Annotated in this window: 18 protein-coding genes; 10 read left to right on the forward strand and 8 right to left on the reverse strand. The window is 64.2% G+C overall.

Going from position 1 to position 18,464, the window contains the following annotated elements:
- Positions 1-6: 6 nt before the first annotated feature.
- Complete coding sequence (locus tag ACNO8S_RS13870; RefSeq protein ID WP_196219999.1) at positions 7-1,287, reverse strand: extracellular solute-binding protein; 1,281 nt, start codon at positions 1,285-1,287, stop codon at positions 7-9.
- A gap of 211 nt (positions 1,288-1,498) precedes the next feature.
- On the opposite strand from ACNO8S_RS13870, the gene ACNO8S_RS13875 reads away from it, so the two are divergent.
- Together ACNO8S_RS13875 and ACNO8S_RS13880 are read left to right on the forward strand one after the other, a co-directional pair.
- Positions 1,499-3,598, forward strand: a complete 2,100-nt coding sequence (locus tag ACNO8S_RS13875; RefSeq protein ID WP_420182114.1) for an alpha-amylase family glycosyl hydrolase — start codon at positions 1,499-1,501, stop codon at positions 3,596-3,598.
- A 92-nt stretch (positions 3,599-3,690) separates the two neighbouring features.
- Positions 3,691-4,857, forward strand: a complete 1,167-nt coding sequence (locus ACNO8S_RS13880) for an ABC transporter ATP-binding protein (RefSeq protein ID WP_050037144.1) — start codon at positions 3,691-3,693, stop codon at positions 4,855-4,857.
- 174 nt (positions 4,858-5,031) lie between these two features.
- Here ACNO8S_RS13880 and ACNO8S_RS13885 read toward each other — a convergent pair whose 3' ends face one another.
- Positions 5,032-7,050 carry a glycoside hydrolase family 15 protein gene (locus ACNO8S_RS13885; RefSeq protein ID WP_420182115.1) on the reverse strand — a complete coding sequence of 673 codons (2,019 nt, stop codon included), beginning with the start codon at positions 7,048-7,050 and terminating at the stop codon, positions 5,032-5,034.
- A gap of 172 nt (positions 7,051-7,222) precedes the next feature.
- On the opposite strand from ACNO8S_RS13885, the gene ACNO8S_RS13890 reads away from it, so the two are divergent.
- Positions 7,223-8,275 carry a TrmB family transcriptional regulator gene (locus ACNO8S_RS13890; RefSeq protein WP_014041439.1) on the forward strand — a complete coding sequence of 351 codons (1,053 nt, stop codon included), beginning with the start codon at positions 7,223-7,225 and terminating at the stop codon, positions 8,273-8,275.
- 36 nt (positions 8,276-8,311) lie between these two features.
- On the opposite strand, the gene ACNO8S_RS13895 is transcribed toward ACNO8S_RS13890, so the two are convergent.
- Together ACNO8S_RS13895 and ACNO8S_RS13900 are read right to left on the reverse strand one after the other, a co-directional pair.
- Positions 8,312-8,785, reverse strand: coding sequence for a type IV pilin (locus ACNO8S_RS13895; RefSeq protein WP_014041440.1), 474 nt, complete (start codon positions 8,783-8,785; stop codon positions 8,312-8,314).
- Between the two features lie 108 nt (positions 8,786-8,893).
- Positions 8,894-9,892: a glutathione S-transferase family protein gene (locus ACNO8S_RS13900; RefSeq protein ID WP_050037145.1), complete on the reverse strand. Its 999-nt coding sequence runs from the start codon at positions 9,890-9,892 to the stop codon at positions 8,894-8,896.
- Positions 9,893-10,114: 222 nt separating this feature from the next.
- Between ACNO8S_RS13900 and ACNO8S_RS13905 the strand changes: the two genes are divergently transcribed.
- Positions 10,115-10,648, forward strand: a complete 534-nt coding sequence (locus ACNO8S_RS13905) for a 50S ribosomal protein L16 (RefSeq protein WP_023843429.1) — start codon at positions 10,115-10,117, stop codon at positions 10,646-10,648.
- Positions 10,649-10,900: 252 nt separating this feature from the next.
- Entirely contained in the window at positions 10,901-11,098 is a 198-nt protein-coding gene (locus tag ACNO8S_RS13910; RefSeq protein ID WP_014041443.1) for a hypothetical protein, read from the forward strand.
- Between the two features lie 57 nt (positions 11,099-11,155).
- Here ACNO8S_RS13910 and ACNO8S_RS13915 read toward each other — a convergent pair whose 3' ends face one another.
- The gene (locus tag ACNO8S_RS13915; RefSeq protein ID WP_049938994.1) at positions 11,156-11,587 is read right to left on the reverse strand and encodes a universal stress protein; all 432 of its coding nucleotides are present in this window, start codon (positions 11,585-11,587) and stop codon (positions 11,156-11,158) included.
- A 176-nt stretch (positions 11,588-11,763) separates the two neighbouring features.
- Between ACNO8S_RS13915 and ACNO8S_RS13920 the strand changes: the two genes are divergently transcribed.
- Positions 11,764-12,627: an ATP-grasp domain-containing protein gene (locus ACNO8S_RS13920; RefSeq protein ID WP_151103870.1), complete on the forward strand. Its 864-nt coding sequence runs from the start codon at positions 11,764-11,766 to the stop codon at positions 12,625-12,627.
- Between the two features lie 55 nt (positions 12,628-12,682).
- Here the strand turns inward: ACNO8S_RS13920 and ACNO8S_RS13925 are convergent, their stop codons facing one another.
- Entirely contained in the window at positions 12,683-13,069 is a 387-nt protein-coding gene (locus tag ACNO8S_RS13925) for an Hsp20/alpha crystallin family protein (RefSeq protein WP_004590910.1), read from the reverse strand.
- Between the two features lie 200 nt (positions 13,070-13,269).
- On the opposite strand from ACNO8S_RS13925, the gene gap reads away from it, so the two are divergent.
- Both gap and ACNO8S_RS13935 read left to right on the forward strand, forming a co-directional pair.
- Positions 13,270-14,274, forward strand: coding sequence for a type I glyceraldehyde-3-phosphate dehydrogenase (gene gap / locus ACNO8S_RS13930; protein WP_008307604.1), 1,005 nt, complete (start codon positions 13,270-13,272; stop codon positions 14,272-14,274).
- Between the two features lie 341 nt (positions 14,275-14,615).
- Positions 14,616-15,821: a phosphoglycerate kinase gene (locus tag ACNO8S_RS13935; RefSeq protein ID WP_050037149.1), complete on the forward strand. Its 1,206-nt coding sequence runs from the start codon at positions 14,616-14,618 to the stop codon at positions 15,819-15,821.
- Here the strand turns inward: ACNO8S_RS13935 and ACNO8S_RS13940 are convergent.
- Entirely contained in the window at positions 15,818-15,964 is a 147-nt protein-coding gene (locus tag ACNO8S_RS13940) for a hypothetical protein (protein WP_008307600.1), read from the reverse strand. The genes ACNO8S_RS13935 and ACNO8S_RS13940 overlap by 4 nt on opposite strands.
- Positions 15,965-16,092: 128 nt before the next feature.
- On the opposite strand from ACNO8S_RS13940, the gene ACNO8S_RS13945 reads away from it, so the two are divergent.
- A complete protein-coding gene (locus ACNO8S_RS13945) occupies positions 16,093-16,671 on the forward strand; it encodes a riboflavin synthase (protein WP_014041448.1) in 579 nt (192 codons plus the stop codon).
- Here ACNO8S_RS13945 and ACNO8S_RS13950 read toward each other — a convergent pair.
- Entirely contained in the window at positions 16,668-17,702 is a 1,035-nt protein-coding gene (locus ACNO8S_RS13950) for a PrsW family glutamic-type intramembrane protease (RefSeq protein ID WP_014041449.1), read from the reverse strand. The genes ACNO8S_RS13945 and ACNO8S_RS13950 overlap by 4 nt on opposite strands.
- A gap of 163 nt (positions 17,703-17,865) precedes the next feature.
- Between ACNO8S_RS13950 and pdxT the strand changes: the two genes are divergently transcribed.
- Positions 17,866-18,459: a pyridoxal 5'-phosphate synthase glutaminase subunit PdxT gene (gene pdxT, locus ACNO8S_RS13955; RefSeq protein WP_050037150.1), complete on the forward strand. Its 594-nt coding sequence runs from the start codon at positions 17,866-17,868 to the stop codon at positions 18,457-18,459.
- The last annotated feature ends 5 nt before the right edge of the window (positions 18,460-18,464 follow it).

The raw sequence follows: 18,464 nt of genomic DNA on the forward strand, positions 1-18,464 counted from the left end.
CGTTTCTCACTCCCAGTTGCTTCGGATTTCTTCGGCGGCGGTCGTCAGTGCGTCTTCGGCGCTCGCGTCGCCGTTGAACGCCTCGATGAGCGCGTTCTCCAGTGGCGACCACACCTTGTTCATGCGCGGGTCGGTCGGCATCGGGACCCCCTGGCTGACGGTCTGGGAGTACGTCTGGACGTGGTCGGGGAGTTCGTCGCTGCCGACGAGGCTGTCGAGCACCGGAATCGCGCCCTGCTCCTTAGCGAGTCGCGTGGCGTGGTCTTCGTTGGTGGCGAACCACTCGACGAAGTTCCGGGCGGCCGTGGCGTCGGCTCCGCCCTCGCTCATCGCGTCCGCGAAGTACCACATCGAGATGCCGGTGTACGGCGTCACCTCGCCGCCGTCGATGGCAGGGAACGTCGCCACCTCATAGTTCACGTCGCTCTGGTTCAGCGTCGCCAGATACCATGGCCCGTTGACGGCGAATGCGGCGTTCCCCTCCGAGAACGTCGCGGCCTGCGGTTCGTAGTTCGGGTCGTCGGGCATGTACGGACGGAGGGTGTCGAGGGCGAACTGGAGCCCCTCGATAGCTTCGTCGGCATCCAGCCCGAGCGCCGGGTCCTGCTCCGGGTCGAAGTAGTAGCCACCGAAGGCCTGTATCCACCCGCTCGTGAAGTACGGGTCAAACGGCGCGGCGAGGCCGTACTGGCTGCTGCTCGGGTCGTAGTACTCCTCCATCGCCGACACCATGTCGTCGATGGTCTCGGGCGCTTCGTCGACGATGTCCGCGTTGTAGATGAGCGTCACCGTCTCCGCCGAGTGCGGGAGGCCGACGACGGCGTCGTCGAACTGGACGGCCGAGGCGGCGGCGTCCGTGAACTGGTCGAGGCTCACGGAGAGTTCCTCGGACTGGTCGACGACGAACTCCCGCTGGTAGTAGTCGCCCACCCAGTCGTGTGCCCACTCGAAGATTTCCGGCCCCTGCCCGGCCGGAATCGCGCTCGTGGTCTTCTTTTCCATATTGGAGATGTCCGACCCGTCGACGCCGAACTCCGTCTCGCTCGCGAACGTCTCCATCGCGTCCTCGCGTGCGGGTATCTCCGAGTCCTGAAGCTGGTACCACGCCGTCGCGGTCCCGCCGGACTGTTGACTCCCGCCGCCTGACCCATCGCCCGAACCATCACCGGAAGCCGTTTCCCCCTCTGAGCCGCCACTGCCCTGCTCTTGCACACTACAGCCAGCCAAGGCCGTAGCCGCCCCGACACCGCCGATCCGTTTGAGCACCGTCCGTCGTTCCATTGTCATGGATAGATATGGGATGAAATAGTCCTTCATAACTTAAATCATTCGGAAATAGAAGGAGACAATAATGATAGATTTCGAGAAACGGCGCGAATTCGCCTCGCCGTGTGTCGGTTTCAACAGATCGGATAGAGGAGAATAAACGAAGTAATATCTTTTCTAAATTTCAACCAGAAGCGTAACACTCACAGTACCGACCCTGTACCGTAGGCGTATGCACCATCCAGGCCCGCCACGGTTCGCCACCGTCGGCGAATCGGTCGAACTGGCCCCGCGTCAGCCCGACCCCGGCATGGCTGCCGAGTGGCGGTTAGTCGAGCGGCCAGCGGCGAGTACGGCAGCGCTCGGCGACGGCCCGGTCTGTCACCTCGAACCCGACGTGCCGGGCGTCTACCGAGCGGAGGTAACCGCACCGGACGGCACACACGAGCAAGTCGTCCGGGCGTTCCCGAGCATCACCGAGACGGCCCGGTTCAGCGTCACGGCGGAGGACTTCGACTGCGACGGTGGTACCGACGACCTCACCGTCGCCGACCGCGCCATCGTCATCGGGAAGTTCAACGATTTCACGATGGGGACACACTGGGCCGAGCGCGACGGCGACGAATGGGTCATCGAAACCGACCTCCCACCGGGGACCCACCACGCGATCTTCAGTTTCGATGGCTCCTTCGAGTCGACCGCGACAGACGAGGTCACCGTCGAGGGACCGGGTCGCCCCCGGGTCGAACTCACCGGTGAGACGGTGAACGGAGACTTCGTCGTCTCGGCGGACGCCCGCGCGGCCCCGTCGGGGAGCGAACCGGAAGTCGAGTTCTATCTCGACGGCCGCGACGCGCTGGAAGAGTCGGCCGTGACCATCGACGGCGACGAACTCCGGGTGCCACACGAAGCCCTGCCGGAGATGGCCCGCGTTCACGCGGTTGCCGTCGCCGAGCGCCACAGCGTCGCGGACACGCTAGTCGTGGAACGCGACAGTGGAACCGGAAACGCGACCGCAGGCGGCACAGTGCCCGTCACACGGCCGGCCGACCCGCCGGCCTGGGCCGGCGACGCCACCATCTACGAGATATTCGTCCGGTCGTTTGCCGGCGAGACCGTCGACACGACCTTCGAAGCCATCGAGCGGCGGGTCCCCTACATCGAGTCGCTGGGCGTCGATGTGGTGTGGCTCACCCCTATTCAGGCGAGTCCGACCCGGCACGGTTACCATATCACGGACTTCTTCGACACCGCCACAGACCTGGGAACGCGCGACGAATTCGAATCGCTGGTCGACCGGCTCCACGACGCCGGGATTCGGGTCGTCTTCGACCTGGTAATAAACCACAGCTCGCGGGACCATCCGGCCTTCCAGCTCCACCGGGCCGGCGTCCCCGAGTACGCCGACTACTACGAGCGGATTCCGGTGTCACAGGACGTCTCCGATATCGACTGGGCGGGCGAGGACGCGCCGGGCTACTACTTCAACTGGACGCGAATCCCGAACCTCAACTACGACTCGCTCGCGGTGCGGCGCTGGATGCTCGACGTGGTAGACGAGTGGCGCGACGTGGTCGACGGGTTCCGCTGTGACGTTGCCTGGGGCGTGCCACACGGGTTCTGGAAGGAAGTCCGGGAGCGGGTGAAAGCCGACGACCCCGAGTTCCTGCTGCTCGACGAGACGGTCCCACGCGACGCCGCCTTCGCCGAAAACGAGTTCGACGTTCACTACGACACGGACCTGTTCGACACGCTCCGCGACATCGGGACCGGCGAGGAACCAGCGTCGGCGCTGTTCGAGGCGCTCGACGCGACGGCCGAGCACGGCTACCCCGACCGTACCGCCCACATGCGGTACGTCGACAACCACGACGAGGACCGCTATCTCGACGAGTGCGGAGCCGCGTCACTGCGGGCGGCCGTCGGGGCCACGTTCACGCTCCCCGGAACGCCGATGGTTTACGCCGGCCAGGAACGGGGCGTCGAACAACAGCGCGGGACGATGCGCTGGCACGACGGCGACAACGCACTGACCGACTTCCACCGGCGACTGGTGGCGCTGCGAGCGGACCACGGGGCACTGCGCGCGTCCGGGGTACGTCCGGTTCCTCACACCGTCGAATCGGGCGATGCGAACAGCGTCGTCGCGTACGAGCGCACCGACGGCGATGAAACGCTCGTGGTCGTGCTACACTTCGGCGACGGGACGGCGAACGTCTCGCTCGACACCCCGGTCGGGGACACCGACCTTCTCAGCGGCGACCCGGTCGATAGCAGCGGGACGGTCGAGGTCGGAGATATCGTTGTGGTACCGGCGACGAGAGAGCGCTGACAGCGCTCGGTTCCACAACCGAACCGACTCTGCTAGAACTTCTATGAAAAATCCCATCAAACTTATTAGCGATGGGTGTGAGACTCTGTGTAATGGCGAGTCTCGAACTAGACGGTCTCCGGAAGGAGTTCGACGGTGGCTCCATCGTGGCGGTCGACGATGTCGACCTGTCCATCGACGACGGGGAGTTCGTAACGGTGGTCGGCCCGTCGGGGTGTGGGAAATCGACGACGCTACGGATGATTGCCGGGCTTGAGCGGCCGACGAGCGGTCGTATCCGCATCGGCGACGAGGACGTGACGGACGTTCACGCCCGCAAGCGCGACGTGGCGATGGTGTTCCAGAACTACGCGCTGTACCCACACAAGTCCATCCGGCAGAACATGGCCTTCGGCCTCCGGATGAGCACGGACCTCTCGAAGGAAGAACGGCAGGAGCGAGTCACTGAGACGGCGGAGATGATGGGCATCGGGGACCTGCTCGATGACACGCCGGACCAGCTCTCCGGCGGGCAGAAACAGCGGGTCGCGCTCGGGCGCGCCATCGTCCGGGAGCCGGACGTGTTCCTCTTCGACGAGCCACTCAGCAACCTCGATGCGAAGCTCCGGACGACGATGCGGACGGAGATCCAGCGCCTGCAGGAGGAACTCGGCATCACGGCCGTCTACGTCACCCACGACCAGGAAGAAGCAATGACGATGGGCGACCGCATCGTCATCCTCAACGACGGGAAGCTCCAGCAGGCCGGCCGGCCGAAGACGGTGTACGAGAACCCGACCAACCAGTTCGTCGGCGGCTTCGTCGGTTCGCCCTCGATGAATTTCCTCGACGTGACCGCGGAGCCACTCGGCAGCGGCATCCGGCTTACCGGCGCTCACGACGACTTCTCCTACGACCTCACGGGCGGCCGTGCCAGTGCCTTCGGCGACATCGAAGGCGGTTCGTACGTGCTGGGTATCCGACCGGAACACGTCTCCGTCAGCGACGGCGGCGACCAGAACGCTGTTCCGGCGACGGTCGACGTGCTCGAACCCATCGGTAGCGACAACTACCTCTACCTCGATCTGGGCGAATCGAAAACCGGGTTCGAGGGCGACGGCGCACCGGATTTCATCGCCAGGGTAAGTACTGACGTGGAGCCGGCCATCGGCGACCGCGTGCAGGTGTCGTTCGACGAATCCGCCGTCCACCTGTTCGACCCGGAGACCGGCGAGACGGTTACGGCCGGCGAGGACGCGCCCGTCGCAGCACCGCAGTAGGACGATAGTCAGTGATCCGCGTCCGGGCGTAGTCACTGTTTTCGATCAGTTATAGAGTCCCTACGGCCATCTACTACGTTTGCGAGTGCGCGAGCAGCACGGTCCGTACAAAAACCACTCGCGGGCACTCAGCGGCTCGGCAGTTCACTCGCGGGCGCTCAGCGGCTCGGCAGTTCACTCGCGGGCGCTCAGCGGCTCGGCAGTGAGCGCCTCGGCGTCAGCGAGGTGGGCGACGGTTGCCAGCCGGAGCGCGTGGGGCCAGCCGAGCGGCGTACCACAGTCCGGCGTCCCGTCGTCGAACAGTTGCTCGGGGAGGTAGCCGCTGGACTGGACGAGCGAGCCACCGGGAAGGATCTCGTCCAGCAGGTCCCGGGACCGGGCGTAGGCCGCCGTCGCTCGGCTGTCGTCGGCGTCACGCAGGAGCGCACCCAGCTGGGCGGCACTGTTTGCGCCCCACGCCGTCGAGACGGTCCAGACTTTCTCGCGGTCCTGCGAGCCGCGCCGCCAGTCGTCGCCCTCGAAGCGGATGAGACCACGGATGTCGCCGGTGTCCCGTTCCAGCCCGTCGAGTGTCGTCTCGACGTGGGTGTAGAGCCGGTCACGGGTCGCCGCCGGCAGGTCGATGGCCTCGGCGGCGACGCGACAGGCGGCGGGGAGGGCCAGCGTCGCGGAGTCCAGTCGGTCGTCGATGGTCCCGTCGTGTTCGCGAAGGGCGTAGCGGTCACCGGTCCACAGCGCATCCAGGGCTGACAGCACTGTTTCGGCCTGTGAACGGGCGTGATCCCGGAGCGCGGCGGAGACGGGTGCGCGGGCGACGGCCGCGTAGGCGTGCAAGAAGGTCGCAGCGGTGTGCGTGAACCGCCCCTGCATGTTCTCCCAGGCGTTCTGGCAGGCGATGGGGAGGCCGTCGTCGGCCAGCGTGTCGTCGATGCTCTCGACGGCACGTCCGAGCGTGGCTTCGATGCACTCCGGGTCGGCCGGCTCGCCGGTCCGGAGATACGTCGCGAGGAAGGTGGTGACGCTTGCGGTCTGGTCGGCCTGGTAGTCGGCGTCAGAACCGCTTTCGAGCCGGGCGTTCGCCCAGCCTGGCGCGAGCGTCTCGTCGCCGGGCCAGACACGGTGGGGCCAGCTCCCGTCCGGTTGCTGCGTGCGACAGTAGAACGCGGCGGAACGCTGGTGCCACGGCGATAATCCGAGGTCGAACGTCCCGTCAGCTTCGAGCAGGAACGCCGAAATTTCGGCGTCGTCGCGGAACCACGTATAGCCGTACCCGCCGGAGGTGACGTAGTACGGGTCGAAGTCCGGCGCGGCGATTCTGGCCCCGTTCGCAGCCGAAAGCAGCGAGAGGACCCGGAGGTCGGCGACGACACTCTCCCGGTTCGGCGTCTCTGCGGGCACGCTCCAGCGGCGCTGTGCCTGCCCTGCTTCGAGCAGTGTCTCCGAAGTGTAGTGGTCGCTCACCAGACGGTCGATGGTCGACAGCGCCGTATCGCGGTCGGTGTCGTCCGCGTCCGTCAGCAGCGTCGTCAGCGTGACGCCACCGTCGACGAACGGCGCGGACAGCAGGACGCCGCCAGTTAGCGTCGTGTCCTCGTACCGTCGCTCCCCGGTCGCCCGTGGGAACGAGACTGGGTCGTCGTCGACAAGTTCGGGGAACCGCTCGGGAATCTGGCCCTGAACGGCGTCGAGTTCGGTAGAGACGCCGACGAAGTCGTGTTCGGAGCGATGGTAGGCCTCGACGGTGTTGCCGTGCATCAGCAGGCTCTGTTGGCCGTCCCGTCCGTCGGGTGCGAAATCGACAAACGCCCGAAGCGATACGTCGGCGGGGGCGTCGCCGCGAAGTTCGAACCGGGTGACGTGGGCCTGCTCGATAGTGCAGTCCGTCTGGACGACGGCCCAGTCGCCGCAGTCGTGGATAGTCTCGACGACGCCAGCGTCACCACGATACCGCTGGTCGGCGTCGGCGTCGAACCACGTCGTCGAACCCGTGTCGATACCGAACCGCGAGCGGTCGATCCCCGTGAGCCCACACAGCGGATAGGAGTAGTCCCGCAGTGAGCCATCGCTGTCGACGTGCACCAACCGGCTGTCGAGTCCGGAGAAAGTGCCCGTCGTAGAGCGGAACTCGCCCGGGAACTGGTGGCGGCGGTCCCGGGTCCGCTTGAAGTCGTTAAGTGCCGTCCGGAGCGTCATTGGTGAGAGACACCACTGCGGGGGATATAAAATATGGTGTAATAGTTTTTCATTCTTGTGAGCTCGGTGTGGGCCAGTCGACGATACGGCCCATTGGGGCGGCTTCGGAGGCGTTGGCGGGCCACATAGCACCGAAACACAGTTATCCGCCGCCGTTACCAGATGTGAACAGATGGACGATTCGACTCTCAGGGACAGGCTGGGGCAACTGGGCCTGTCGGAGAAGGAAGTCGACACGTACCTGTCGATTCTCGGCAGCGGCGAGGCCACGGCCAGTGAAATCGCCGACGACACCGGGGTCTCCAAACGGTACGTCTACAGCATCAGCGAATCGCTCGAAGACCGTGGGTTCATCGAGGTCAACGACCACGTCGTGCCCACGACGATACGCGCCCGGCCGCCCGAGGAAGTCATCGACGCCCTGACCGACCGACTCGAAGAGATGAGCGGTGCGCTCGATTCCAGATACTCGGCGAGTGCGCGGGAACCACAGCAGTTCGACGTCATCAAGTCCCGGGTGACAGTCATCAAGCGACTCACGGAGTACATCAGAAACGCGGAACGGGAGATCATGCTGTCGGTTCCCCAGCAGTACCTCCCGGAGATCTCGGAGGAACTGGTCGCGGCTGTCGACCGCGGCGTCCTCGTGATGCTGGTCGTCAGCAGCGCCGACGGCCTGGAACCGGACGACGTGCGCGGGCTGGCCTCCGTGGTCCGGTCCTGGAACCAGCCGATGCCGATTATGCTCACCGTCGACGCCCAGTTCGGCCTCGTCTCCCCGGCGGAGATGGTGACACGCACCAACTCCGACCAGCGCGCTATCGCCTTCGTCCAGCAACAGCTCGTCCCCGTGCTGTCAGGGTCGTTCCTCGGGAACTACTGGCTGATGGCCACCGAGGAGACCGTCACCGACCCGGCCCCGCTCCCAGCCACCTACCACGACTTCCGCCACGCCGTCCTCCAGGCGACGCTCCACCTGCGCGCCGGCCACGACATCCACGTCTCCGCCGAAGTACGGGCAGTACAGGCGGACGACGACACAACGACCATCGAAGGGACCGTCGTCGAGACGAAACAGGGCGTCGCCGAGCCACAGACCAACTCCTACCCCATCGAACACACGCTAGTCGTCGACGTCGGCGACCGGACTGTCTCGCTGGGCGGCTCCGGGTCGTTCATCGAAGATTACGAAACCGACGCGGTCACGCTCTCGCTGGCCGAGTGAGGAGAGCCGGTCCGACAGCGGGGCCGAAACGCCCGCTCAGTTACGCTGGCTCGGGTCCGGCCACCGGTAGATGACGTATGTTTCCGATTCCGGTTCGTCCGCTGGGTTCCAGACGAGTCGAAGCGTCGCGTCGCTCAGGTCCAGATGCTCCCCGCTCGTGATGCCGGCGAACTGTCCCTGATGTATCGTAATTTCTGTCCCCGACGTAATCCGCGTCGAGGCCTGTGCCTGTATCGGATCGGTGTCAAGCGTCACGTCGCTGCCGTCGGAACTCCTGGCATCGGAGACGACGACAGTGAGGTTGTCCCGGTAGACGGTTTCACCGCTGCTGAAGCTGAGGTTCAGATACTCCCCGTTGCCGGTGGTCCGCTCGCTGTAGTCGGCCACGATAGCGACCTGCGGTGCCTGCGTGGGTCGCTGCTCGCTGAAGCCGAGCGCGAACACACCGATGGTGGCAGCGAGAATTGCAGCAATTCCGACGAGGATAACGACACCGATGACTGGGCTCACGGCCCGACGTCGCCCGTCTACCCGACTCATTGAACACAGGTGAGAACTGGGTATATAAAAGGAACAGCGTCGACTCAGCGTTCGATATTCGGTCGCGAAACTGCCCGGTTACGCCGTCGGGAACAGCGTCTCGGGCAGGTCACCGGGGAGTTCGTCGCGGTCGTGGTCGGCCTCGAAGTCGGGGTCGGGTCCCATCGGGACAATTCGCTTCGGGCTCACGTCGGGGTGAGTGGTGTAGTAGTGCTCCGTGATGTGGTCCATGTTCACCGTCTCGGCGACGCCGGGGAGCTGGTAGAGGTCCCGGAGGTACGGCCAGAGGTTGTCGTACTCGCGGATGAGCTTGTGGTTGCACATGAAGTGGGTGTGGTACACTTCGTCGAAGCGCACGAGCGTCGTGAACAGACAGATGTCCGCCTCGGTCAGGCGGTCGCCGGCGAGGAAGCGCTGGTCTTCGAGGACGCTGTCCCAGTGGTCCAGCGCGTCGAACAGTTCCTCGACGGCCTCGTCGTAGGCCGACTGGCTGTTCGCGAAGCCACAGCGGTAGACGCCGTTGTTGATGGGCTCGTAGATGTCGTCGATGATCCGGTCGACCTCGTCCTGATAGCCTTCGGGGTAGAGGTCGACGTCGTTGTCGGCCACGTCGTCGAACTCAGTGTCGAGCATCCGAAGGATCTCCTCGGACTCGTTGTTGACGATGGTCTCTTCCTGTTTGTCCCACAGCACCGGCACCGTCACGCGGCAGGTCGCGTCGTTGTCGGCCGCGACGTAGACCTCGCGGAGGTAGTCCGATCCGTTGACCGTATCCGGCGTGCAGCCGTCCTTGTCGGGCGTGAACTGCCAGCCGTCCTCGCCGCGGAACGGGTCGACGTAGTCGACGGTGATGGCGTCTTCGAGTCCTAGCAGTTTCCGAGCGACCAGAATCCGGTGGGCCCACGGACAGGCGCGGCAGGCGTACAGGTGATACCGGCCGGCCTCGGGCTGGAACCGCGCGTCGGGGTCGTCCTCGATCCGGTCTCGGAAGGTGGTGTCCTGCCGGTCGAAAGCCCCGTCCTCGTCTGTCGTTTCGTACGCGTCAGTCCGCCACTCGCCGTCGACGAGCATATTCATGATAACCAATCGTACGCGCGCGAGTGGTAAAAGAGCGCGGTGACAGCGGTGTTACCGGACCAACACCGATGTTCCCGATGGTACCGAGAGCAGGGACTCCAGCAACGGTCAGTCCGGGGCCGCTGGCGGTCGCGCGCCAGTGTATGGGACACCACGGCACGCCGCCGGGCGGGTTCGAAGCCCTTATTGGGCCGCTCGGCGACGTATTCTCCAAGAGTACCTATGTCGGACAAACCCGCCTCAATGTACCGGGACATCGACAAGCCCGCGTACACCCGACGCGAATACATCACAGGCATTCCCGGGTCGAAGATCGCACAGCACAAGATGGGCCGCAAGCAGAAGGACGCCGACGACTACCCCGTCCAGATCAGCCTCATCGTCGAGGAGACCGTCCAGCTCCGTCACGGTTCGCTGGAGGCCTCCCGCCTGTCGGCCAACCGCCACATGATCAAGGAGCTCGGCGAAGAGGGTGACTACAAGATGACCCTCCGGAAGTTCCCCCACCAGGTCCTGCGCGAGAACAAGCAGGCGACCGGTGCTGGGGCCGACCGTGTCTCTGACGGGATGCGCGCCGCCTTCGGGAAGATCGTCGGCACCGCCGCCCGCGTCCAAGCCGGCGAACAGCTGTTCACCGCTTACGTCAACGTCGAGGACGCAGAGCACGTCAAGGAAGCGTTCCGCCGCGCATACAACAAGATCACGCCCTCTTGCCGCATCAAGGTCGAACGCGGCGAAGAGAAGCTGATCGCGTAAATCGGTCAACAACGTCTTTTGACCGTTCGCAGAACACGGCGAAGACCTGCTGGTCGCGTAAGTCAAACAGTGTTCGCTCGCCGTTCGCAGGGCGAGACGTCCGCAACTCGTCGCCCTTTGCCTCGTTCTCCGTGCCGCTCCGTAGAATACTGAGTCGTATCTCAATCGCGAACCCATACACTCGGAGCGTGCTTCTTGCTCTATGGTACCAGCACCCATAATGTTCTTGCACCCGTTCCACGTACCACCAGTATGGTACTCAGAGTCATACTCCTGGCCCTTGGCGTCATCGAACTGCTCCGCCCCCGGAAGGTCGTTGACTTCTGGATGGGGCTGGCGGCGACGAACGGTGACGAGATAGACCTGCGCCCGTGGGTGTACAGCGCCGCCCGAGTCGAGGGCGCGCTCCTCGTGCTGTGGGTACTCCGACGAAGTCGTAGCGGCGGGTGACTCAGCAGAACGGCCCGCCACACCACACGGGTGACCGGCGCTGCTAGCGGGTGCCCGCTACGTATCGCCGGACAGTCGGACCGTCAACACCGGCGCGTCCGCCGTCCGAACAACTTTCTCGGTGACGCTCCCCAGCAGAAACCGATCCAGACCGCTCCGCCCGTGGGTTCCCATAACGATCATATCGACACCCGCCGTCTCGGCGTAGTCGATAATCTCCTCATAGGGGTCGCCCATTCGGTGCTCGGCAACAACGGCCGCGCCGTGGGCGGCGATATCGTCGATAGTCTCGTCGATGACCTGCTCGGTCTGTTCCTGCAGCGATTCGATGGTCGTTGCTTCTGCCGCGGCGCTCCCGAGATACGTCGAATCGACGACAGAGAGCACGTGAATCGTCGCGTCGTGCGTCGCTGCCAGTTCGAGCGCGTGTGCGAGCGCCTCGTCTGCGCCGTCACTCCCATCTGTCGGAAAGAGGATATCATCGTACACGCGTGGCCTATTCTCCCCAACATACTTAATATTTGTCTGACAATTTTGAAGATAGTTGCGTATTCATCCACTCTACCCGCTATTCTGTGGATTGTGGCGGTCGGAACGAGGCGCGCGACAGGGCCTCGACTGTGTGGCTGCGAGCGTGTTTTATCTCTCCACGACAACTGCAAGCTATGTACAGGCTGGCCGTCGCCACGAACGCCGAGACCTTCGAGCGGATGCAGGGGCCGTTGGCGGCCCGTGACATCGAGATGGGCCACGTCGAGACGGCCGAGCGGACACTGGCGCTCGACGAGAGTCCCTTCGACGAGTACGACGTGGGCTTCGTCTACCCCTCCCGAATCATGGAGGGAGCGGTCGCCGACGCCATGCTGGACGTGCCATGGGTCAACGACCGCGAGGCTATCCTCCGCTCGCGGAACAAGGCCGACGTGCTGGCGCGTCTCGGCCGTGCGGACGTCCCCGTTCCCGAGACCGTCGTCGTGTCGAACCCGGCGAGCGAGGCCGAACTGACGGCGGCCTTTGAGCGATTCGACCCACCCGTGGTCGTGAAGCCGAACTCGACGACCCGCGGCGTCGGCGTGGCCAAGGCTCACGATCTGGATTCGTTTCTCGGCATCGTCGACTACCTCGATCTGGTCCACGACTACCGCGCGGTCGGCGATCAGTCGTTTCTCGTTCAGGAGTACGTCGCCGACGCCGCCGACTACCGTGTGATGGTCGTCGACGGCGAGTACGTCGGCGCGGTGGAGCGCCGCCTCCCCGACGCGAGCCGCGCGCAGGGCCGGTGGAAACACAACGTCCACCGCGGGGCCGAAGCCGAAGGGCAGGAACTGCCAGCGGCGCTACGGGAACTGGCCGAAGACGCGGCCGACGAACTGGAGATTCCGTACCTCGGCGTCGACCTGCTGGTGACCGAGGACCGCGCAGTCGTCAACGAGACGAACGCCCGCCCGACAATCGACTCGGCGACGAAGTACGAGGACGGCTTCTGGGACGACCTGGCGGCGTTGATACGGCAAACGGCTGAGCAGTAGCGAAGCAAGCGCACTGGAGTGGCGCGCGGAAAATCAGAACCGTGTGCCGGGCGTGCTACAGTTCGATGTCCGCGGAGTCCTCTTCGGGGTCGAAGGTGACTTCGAGGATGCCGTTGTTGTACGTCGCGGCGGCTGAGTGTTCGTCGACGCGGGTCGGCAGGGTCAGTCGTTCGTGGTACTCGCGCTCCGGACTTTCGGCGTTGATCGTGAGGACAGTGCCGTCGCACTTGAGGTCGATTGCGTCCTTGTCGACGCCCGGAACGTCGGCGACGACCCGGATCTCCTCGTCGGTTTCGTGAACGTCGACGTGGAGGTCGGCCCCACCGCCACCGGTGTCCCGGTCGATGTGGACGTCGCCTTCGGCCCCCATCATCTCGTCCATCATCCGCTCTATTTCCCGGAAGAACTCGTCGAACGGGTCGTCACTGTCATCGCGTCTCATTCCTACCAATCAGTACGTCCGTCCGTTTCAAAAGCCTTCGGACGAATATAGTACCTGTTACCAGACGCCGTCGAGGGGTACTCTCACACGAACGGGCACCTTCACTATTAATCATTCGCGCTCGAACGCGCATAAACAAACACAAATTTACAACAAATCCGAAAACACTTTACACTGACCGACTGCCTCTCTAGACACCAATGAGTGAGCCAGTCCGCGTCGGCCTCAACGGCTTCGGCCGTATCGGCCGCAACGTATTCCGCGCATCGTTACACAACGACAACGTCGAAGTCGTCGGTATCAACGATGTGATGGACGACTCGGAAATCGACTACTTCGCCCAGTACGACACCGTCATGGGTGAACTCGAAGGGGCCAGCGTCGACGACGGCGTCCTCACGGTCGAGGGGACCGACTTCGAAGCAGGCATCTTCCACGAAACAGATCCCACACAGCTCCCGTGGGACGACCTCGATGTCGACGTGGCCTTCGAGGCGACCGGCATCTTCCGCACCAAGGAGGACGCGAGCCAGCACCTCGACGCCGGGGCCGACAAGGTCCTCATCTCCGCGCCGCCGAAGGGCGACGAGCCGGTCAAACAGCTCGTCTACGGCGTCAACCACGACGAGTACGACGGCGAGGATGTCGTCTCGAACGCCTCCTGTACGACCAACTCCATCACGCCGGTCGCGAAGGTCCTCGACGAGGAGTTCGGCATCAACGCCGGCCAGCTGACGACGGTCCACGCCTACACCGGCTCGCAGAACCTGATGGACGGCCCGAACGGCAAGCCCCGCCGTCGCCGCGCGGCTGCCGAGAACATCATCCCGACCTCGACCGGTGCCGCGCAGGCGACCACCGAGGTCCTGCCCGAGCTTGAAGGCAAACTCGACGGGATGGCTATCCGCGTCCCGGTGCCGAACGGCTCCATCACCGAGTTCGTTGTCGACCTCGACGACGACGTGACGGAGAGCGATGTCAACGCCGCCTTCGAGGAGGCCGCTGCCGGCGAACTCGAAGGCGTGCTGGGCGTCACGAGCGACGACGTCGTCTCCTCGGACATCCTCGGGGACCCGTACTCCACGCAGGTCGACCTGCAGTCGACGAACGTCGTCTCCGGGATGACGAAGATCCTCACCTGGTACGACAACGAGTACGGCTTCTCGAACCGGATGCTCGACGTGGCCGAGTACATCACGGAGTAGTCGTCGCCCGGCCGTTTTATTCAGGAACTGGTCAAAATAGAAGGAAAGTTTATAACGATTGTTCGCCAAATATCTTGGTACACACAGAGTGTGAATCAGTTTCACACAACTGGTCGGCTCTGTGTGTCGGCGCAGTCAGCCGTGTCCACAGTCGGCAGCCCGTGACCCACAGTTGGGTACAGCGGACGAGGGACCCCCACTCACTCCCACCCCATCCCTTCTCTCCCTTTCCGAGTCAGTAGCCGAGGCAGAAGGCGTAGTGACGGTATGGCTCGGCCGGGCGAACCGGCTGCTATCGGACTCGGAAACCGTTAAGCGGTCGGCAGGTTTCCTCCCGAGTGATGACCTTCCAGACGCTCGACGACCTCGACGACGGACAGCGCGTCCTCGTTCGACTCGATCTCAACTCACCGGTGGAGGACGGCACAGTACAGGACAACCGACGGTTCGACCGCCACGCGGAGACGATCAGCGAACTCGTCGACCGCGGGTTCGAGGTCGCGGTGCTGGCCCACCAGGGCCGTCCGGGCCGTGACGACTTTGTTTCGCTCGAACAACACGCCGACATCCTCGCGGATCACATCGACCACGACGTGGACTTCGTCGACGAGACCTATGGCCCACAGGCCATTCACGACATCGCGGCCCTCGACGGCGGCGACGTACTCGTTCTAGAGAACACCCGGATGTGTGACGACGAACTGCCCGAGGAGGACCCCGAAATCAAGTCACAGACGGAGTTCGTCCAGACGCTCAAAGACGAATTCGACGCCTACATCAACGACGCGTACTCGGCGGCCCACCGCTCGCACGCCTCACTGGTGGGCTTCCCGCTGGTCATGGACGCCTACGCCGGCCGTGTCATGGAAACCGAGTACGAGGCCAACACCGCTATCGCCGAAAAGGAGTTTGACGGGCAGGTGACGATGGTCGTCGGCGGGACGAAGGCCACGGACGTCATCGACGTCATGACCCACCTCGACGAGAAGGTCGACGACTTCCTGCTGGGCGGCATCGCCGGAGAACTGTTCCTCCGAGCCGCTGGCTACCCGGTCGGCTACGACATCGATGACGCGAACCTCTACGACGAGCAGTGGGAGCAAAACAGCGAGAAGATCGAGTCCATGCTCGAAGACCACCGCGACCAGATCACGCTCGCGGTCGACCTGGCCTACGAGGACGAGAACGGCGACCGCGCCGAGCAGGCCGTCGACGACATCGAGGAAAAGAGCGTCTCCTACCTCGACGTCGGGAGCGAGACCGTCATGGAGTACTCGCCGATCATCCGGGACTCCGAGGCCGTTTTCGTGAAGGGCGCACTGGGGATGTTCGAGGACGAGCGGTTCTCGGTCGGCACCGCCGGCGTGCTCGAAGCCATCGCCGACACCGACTGCTTCTCCGTCGTCGGCGGCGGCGACACCTCACGAGCTATCGAGATGTACGGGATGGAAGAAGACGAGTTCGGCCACGTCTCTATCGCGGGCGGGGCCTACATCCGGGCGCTGACCGGCGCGGAACTGGTCGGCGTCGAAGCGCTACAGCGTTAACTGCGGCCTTTCGTCTCCGCGTGTCGCAGGTCCCAGTCTTCGATTAGTTCGTCGGGCACCTCGACGATTCGCCCGGTTTCGGTCGGTTCCGTCCGTGCGTGACGGCCAGTCCAGTCGTGGTCAGCGTCGGGCGTAGCTGCCATACACCGCGCTACCAGCGGCGAGGATAAATTCCTTCCGCCAATACATTGTAAGTAATTACTCGGTTCCGAGTCTATATTACGTCTCCGGGAAGCCAAGTGCTTTCCGCCAGCCGTGCTGTATCTGGGGTATGTTCACCGGAATCGTCGAGACGACCGGCGAGGTGCAGGCGGTTATTGACGACGAGGGCGGGCGTCGGATGCGGATCGGCGCGCCGTTCGAGGGACTCGACCACGGCCAGTCGATCAGCGTCAGCGGCGTCTGTCTCACCGTCGAGAAGGCGGCCGACGGTGAGTGGTTCGAGGTGTTTCTCGCCCAGGAGACACTCGCCCGGACGTTCTTCGATGACCTCGACGGCGGTGACCGGGTGAACCTTGAGCGGGCGATGCCGGCCGACGGCCGGTTCGACGGCCACATCGTGCAGGGCCACGTCGACACGACGGCCGAGATCGTCGGTATCGAACAGGAGGGCGAGGACTGGACGTTCACGTTCTCCCTGCCCGAGGCCCATCAGGACTATCTGGTTCAGAAAGGGTCGATAACGGTCGACGGCATCAGCCTGACCGTCGCCGACCGTCGCTCCGAGGAGTTCGACGTGGCGATCATTCCGACGACGTACGCCGAGACGACGCTGTCGGAGAAGTCGGTCGGCGATCCAGTCCACTTAGAGGTCGACGTGGTCGCGAAATACGTCGAGCAGTTGGTCTAAGGGTCGAACTCGGTCTGTTCCGGGCGAAGCGCAGTCTCGTCCGGGTCCTCGTGAGCGCGCCTGTAGGCCCGCCGGTAGGCGTGAACCTTCTTCAGCAACAGCAGGCCGAAAAACGAGTCGTACACGATGACGAAGCCGAAGAACGCGACGAGGAAGTTGACGTTGTAGATGCCCGCCAGGATAGCTGTCACCGGGCCGGCCAGCGTGTTGTAGACGGCGTGGATGAGCGAAGCGATGAGCAGTCCCTTCAGCACGATTGGGCCGGCGTCGTCGGGGTTGAACTTCGCCAGACCGAGGTAGTAGCCGGCGAAGGCCGAGTAGATGACGTGGCCCGGCCCCGCGAGCGCTCTGATCGCGGTGATGTCGCTGCTCGCGGCGAGTAACTCGACCGTCCCGGTAGCCATCTCGGCGTTCTGTGTGATGTACAGCGCGTTTTCGATAGTCGCAAAGCCGAGACCGGCGACAGCGCCGTACACCGCACCGTCGACGACGGCGTCGAAGCGGTTGTCACGGAAGGCGTACAGGCGTACCGCCAGCAGTTTCACGGTCTCCTCGACGGGACCGACGATGAGGAAGAAGACGAACACCTGACCGAGGAACGGCACGAGCCCGAACCCGGAGCCGATTGCCTGAACCGGCTCGCCGAGGAACCCGTTGAGAATACCGGCAAAGCCGGCAAACAACACTCCGAGCAAGAACGTTCCCACGAGCAGCGTCAGTGGTTCCTCCGTAGTCACATCAGCGTAGTAGATGTAGGCCGCGAGTCCGAGCGCCGGCACGGCAGAGAGGATGGCCATCCCGGCAAACAGCGGCTGGTCGCTGAGCGCGCCGAGGCTCCCGAACGCGACCTGCAGGAGGAGGATCAGAATGGCTGCAAGGATGACCAGATACCGCAGCGTCCGTATTCCGATGTGGTAGAGCCAGTGGGCGAACCGGTCCAGCCTCGACCGGGGCTCCCAAGTCGATATCTCATAGAGGTCTGCCGACCCGTCCGCGTTTACCTCGACCGGGTCCTGCCGTCGCTTTCCCATGTGCCACGTCTACAGGCCGCCTCACCTAACCGTTTGGTTCGACTATATCCGAACGGACACTGAGCGGCGTCGTAGACGACAACGGAGGAGTCAAAGACGGCCCTGCTACCGGATCTTTGCAGGAGACGAGAGGCTTTTCGCACAGGCACACTAACGGGGACGTATGACGCTACGCGCGGGTGTACTCGCGGTTCAGGGCGATGTCTCTGAACACGGAGACGCGATCAGGCGGGCGGCAGCGGCCCACGACCAGACGGCGGAGGTCGTCGAGATACGCGAGTCCGGGGTCGTCCCCGACTGCGATGTACTGTTGCTACCGGGCGGGGAATCGACCACGATATCGCGGCTCATCCACCGGGAGGGCATCGCCGACGAAATCGAGGCCCACGTCGACGCCGGCAAGCCGGTGCTGGCGACGTGTGCCGGGCTCATCGTCAGCGCGAGCGACGCACAGGACGACCGCGTCGACACGCTAAACGTCATCGACGTCTCCGTCGAGCGCAACGCGTTCGGGCGACAGAAGGACAGCTTCGAAGCCCCACTGGCGGTCGAGGGTCTTGACGACCCGTTCCCGGCGGTGTTCATCCGCGCACCGGTCATCGACTACGTCGGCACGGACGTCGAAGTGCTGGCGACGTGGGACGACCACCCAGTCGCGGTCCGTGAGGGACCGGTCGTCGGCACGTCGTTCCACCCCGAACTGACCGAAGACCCGCGCATCCACGACCTGGCCTTTTTCGACTCGGTGGAGTCGTAGCGACG

This window comes from Haloarcula sp. KBTZ06 (assembly GCF_048595605.1).
Taxonomy (GTDB): Archaea; Halobacteriota; Halobacteria; order Halobacteriales; family Haloarculaceae; genus Haloarcula; species Haloarcula hispanica.

Excerpts from the sequence above, each read along its gene's own strand:
- ACNO8S_RS13870 (WP_196219999.1), bottom strand. The coding sequence starts at position 1,287 with ATGACAATGGAACGACGGACGGTGCTCAAACGGATCGGCGGTGTCGGG.
- ACNO8S_RS13875 (WP_420182114.1), top strand. The coding sequence starts at position 1,499 with ATGCACCATCCAGGCCCGCCACGGTTCGCCACCGTCGGCGAATCGGTC.
- ACNO8S_RS13880 (WP_050037144.1), top strand. The coding sequence starts at position 3,691 with ATGGCGAGTCTCGAACTAGACGGTCTCCGGAAGGAGTTCGACGGTGGC.
- ACNO8S_RS13885 (WP_420182115.1), bottom strand. The coding sequence starts at position 7,050 with ATGACGCTCCGGACGGCACTTAACGACTTCAAGCGGACCCGGGACCGC.
- ACNO8S_RS13890 (WP_014041439.1), top strand. The coding sequence starts at position 7,223 with ATGGACGATTCGACTCTCAGGGACAGGCTGGGGCAACTGGGCCTGTCG.
- ACNO8S_RS13900 (WP_050037145.1), bottom strand. The coding sequence starts at position 9,892 with ATGAATATGCTCGTCGACGGCGAGTGGCGGACTGACGCGTACGAAACG.
- ACNO8S_RS13905 (WP_023843429.1), top strand. The coding sequence starts at position 10,115 with ATGTCGGACAAACCCGCCTCAATGTACCGGGACATCGACAAGCCCGCG.
- ACNO8S_RS13910 (WP_014041443.1), top strand. The coding sequence starts at position 10,901 with ATGGTACTCAGAGTCATACTCCTGGCCCTTGGCGTCATCGAACTGCTC.
- ACNO8S_RS13920 (WP_151103870.1), top strand. The coding sequence starts at position 11,764 with ATGTACAGGCTGGCCGTCGCCACGAACGCCGAGACCTTCGAGCGGATG.
- ACNO8S_RS13925 (WP_004590910.1), bottom strand. The coding sequence starts at position 13,069 with ATGAGACGCGATGACAGTGACGACCCGTTCGACGAGTTCTTCCGGGAA.
- gap (WP_008307604.1), top strand. The coding sequence starts at position 13,270 with ATGAGTGAGCCAGTCCGCGTCGGCCTCAACGGCTTCGGCCGTATCGGC.
- ACNO8S_RS13935 (WP_050037149.1), top strand. The coding sequence starts at position 14,616 with ATGACCTTCCAGACGCTCGACGACCTCGACGACGGACAGCGCGTCCTC.
- ACNO8S_RS13940 (WP_008307600.1), bottom strand. The coding sequence starts at position 15,964 with ATGGCAGCTACGCCCGACGCTGACCACGACTGGACTGGCCGTCACGCA.
- ACNO8S_RS13945 (WP_014041448.1), top strand. The coding sequence starts at position 16,093 with ATGTTCACCGGAATCGTCGAGACGACCGGCGAGGTGCAGGCGGTTATT.
- ACNO8S_RS13950 (WP_014041449.1), bottom strand. The coding sequence starts at position 17,702 with ATGGGAAAGCGACGGCAGGACCCGGTCGAGGTAAACGCGGACGGGTCG.
- pdxT (WP_050037150.1), top strand. The coding sequence starts at position 17,866 with ATGACGCTACGCGCGGGTGTACTCGCGGTTCAGGGCGATGTCTCTGAA.